The sequence below is a fragment of the Streptomyces nanhaiensis genome (assembly GCF_046614825.1).
GTDB classification, from domain to species: domain Bacteria; phylum Actinomycetota; class Actinomycetes; order Streptomycetales; family Streptomycetaceae; genus Streptomyces; species Streptomyces radiopugnans.
The window spans coordinates 1-1,706 of sequence record NZ_JBKJFM010000328.1; the positions used below are offsets into that span (position 1 = coordinate 1).

General features: G+C 71.3%; 1 protein-coding gene. It reads right to left on the reverse strand.

Translation table 11 applies throughout. The annotated features are described in order from the left end of the window. Nucleotides 1–1,706: beta-ketoacyl synthase N-terminal-like domain-containing protein (locus tag ACLIYP_RS30370; RefSeq protein ID WP_412716287.1), on the reverse strand; the 1,706-nt coding region annotated here is incomplete at both ends.

The following is a 1,706-nucleotide window of genomic DNA, read 5'->3' on the forward strand; positions in this document are numbered from 1 at the left end:
CGGGGCGGTCAGGCCGTTGCTGGCGCCGTCCTGATTGACGGCCGTACCCCGGACCACGGCCAGGACCGGGTGTCCGTTGCGCCGCGCATCCGACAGCCGCTCCAGCAGCAGCATGCCGACGCCCTCGCCCCACCCGGTGCCGTCGGCGGCCTCGGCGAAGGCCTTGACCCGGGAGTCGGGAGCGAGCCCCCGCTGCCGGCTGAACTCCACGAAGACCTCGGGAGTCGACATGACCGTCACACCACCTGCGAGGGCGAGGGTGCATTCGCCGGAGCGCAGCGACTGCGCGGCCAGATGCAGGGCGACCAGCGAGGAGGAGCAGGCGGTGTCGACGGTGACGGCCGGGCCCTCCAGGCCCAGGGTGTAGGCCACACGGCCCGACGCCACACTGCCCGCGATACCGGTGCCGAGATACCCCTCGACCGTCTCCGGCACCTGCCGGAGCAAGGTGGCGTAGTCCTGCCCGTTGCTGCCGACGAACACGCCCGCTTTGCTGCCGCGCAGCGACTGGGGGTCGATGCCAGCCCGCTCGAAGGCCTCCCAGGACGTCTCCAGAAGCAACCGCTGCTGCGGGTCCATCGCCAGGGCCTCACGCGGGTTGATACCGAAGAAGGCCGCGTCGAAGTCGCCCACCCCTTGGAGGAAGGCACCCTCCCGCACATAGGACGTGCCGGAACGGTCCGGGTCGGCGTCGTACAGCGCGTCCAGGTCCCAGCCGCGGTCGGCGGGGAACGGCGAGACCGCGTCACCACCGGCAGCCAGCAGCCCCCACAACTCCTCTGGCGTCCGGATCCCACCAGGGAAACGGCAGCTTATGGCCACGATCGCGATCGGGTCGTGGTCGGTGGCCGCCGCACCCAGGGCGGTGGCGGTGTGGCCGGTCTGTCCACTGTCACCGCCGAGGCCGGGGAACTCGTCCAGTACATGACGCGCCAGCTCGCCCGCCGTCGGGTAGTCGAAGATCACACTGGTGGTCAGCCGCAGCCCGGTGGCCGCGTTCAGCCGGTTGCGCAGCTGGACCGCGCCGAGCGAGTCGAAGCCGAGGTCCTTGAACGCACGGTTCGGCGCTACCGACTGCGGCCCGGCGTAGCCGAGTACCAACGCCGCCTGCGTCCGCACCAGTTCCAGCAACAGCTCCTCACGCTTCGGCGCCGACAGCGCGGCAAGCCGCCCGGCCAGCGACTCCTCATCGAGCTGTGCGTCACCGGATCCGGTCGCAGCCAGGAGATCCTGTACGTCCGGCAGGTCGGAGATCAGCGCGCTGGGCCGGGCGGCGGTGTACGCCGGCACGAAACGGGCCCAGTCGATGTCGGCGACGGTCACCGCCGGTTCGCCGCGTCCGACGGCCTCCGCCAGTGCGGTGAGCGCCAGCTCCGGGGACATCGCGGGGAACCCGCTGCGATGCAACTGCTCGGACGCCACCTGCCCCGTGGCCATGCCCGAGTCCGCCCAGGCACCCCACGCAACCGAGGTCGCGGGCAGCCCACGTGCTTGCCGCCGCTGTGCCAGCGCGTCCAAGTGGGCGTTTGCCGCCGCGTAGTTGGCCTGGCCCTCGTTGCCGAAGGTGGCGGCCGCAGAGGAGAAGAGCACGAAGGCGTCGAGGTCGAGGTGACGTGTGTACTGGTCGAGGAGTTCGGCGGCCGTGGCCTTCGGGCGCAGTACGTGGTCCAGGCGGTCGGTGGTGAGCCGATCGAGCACCGCGTCGT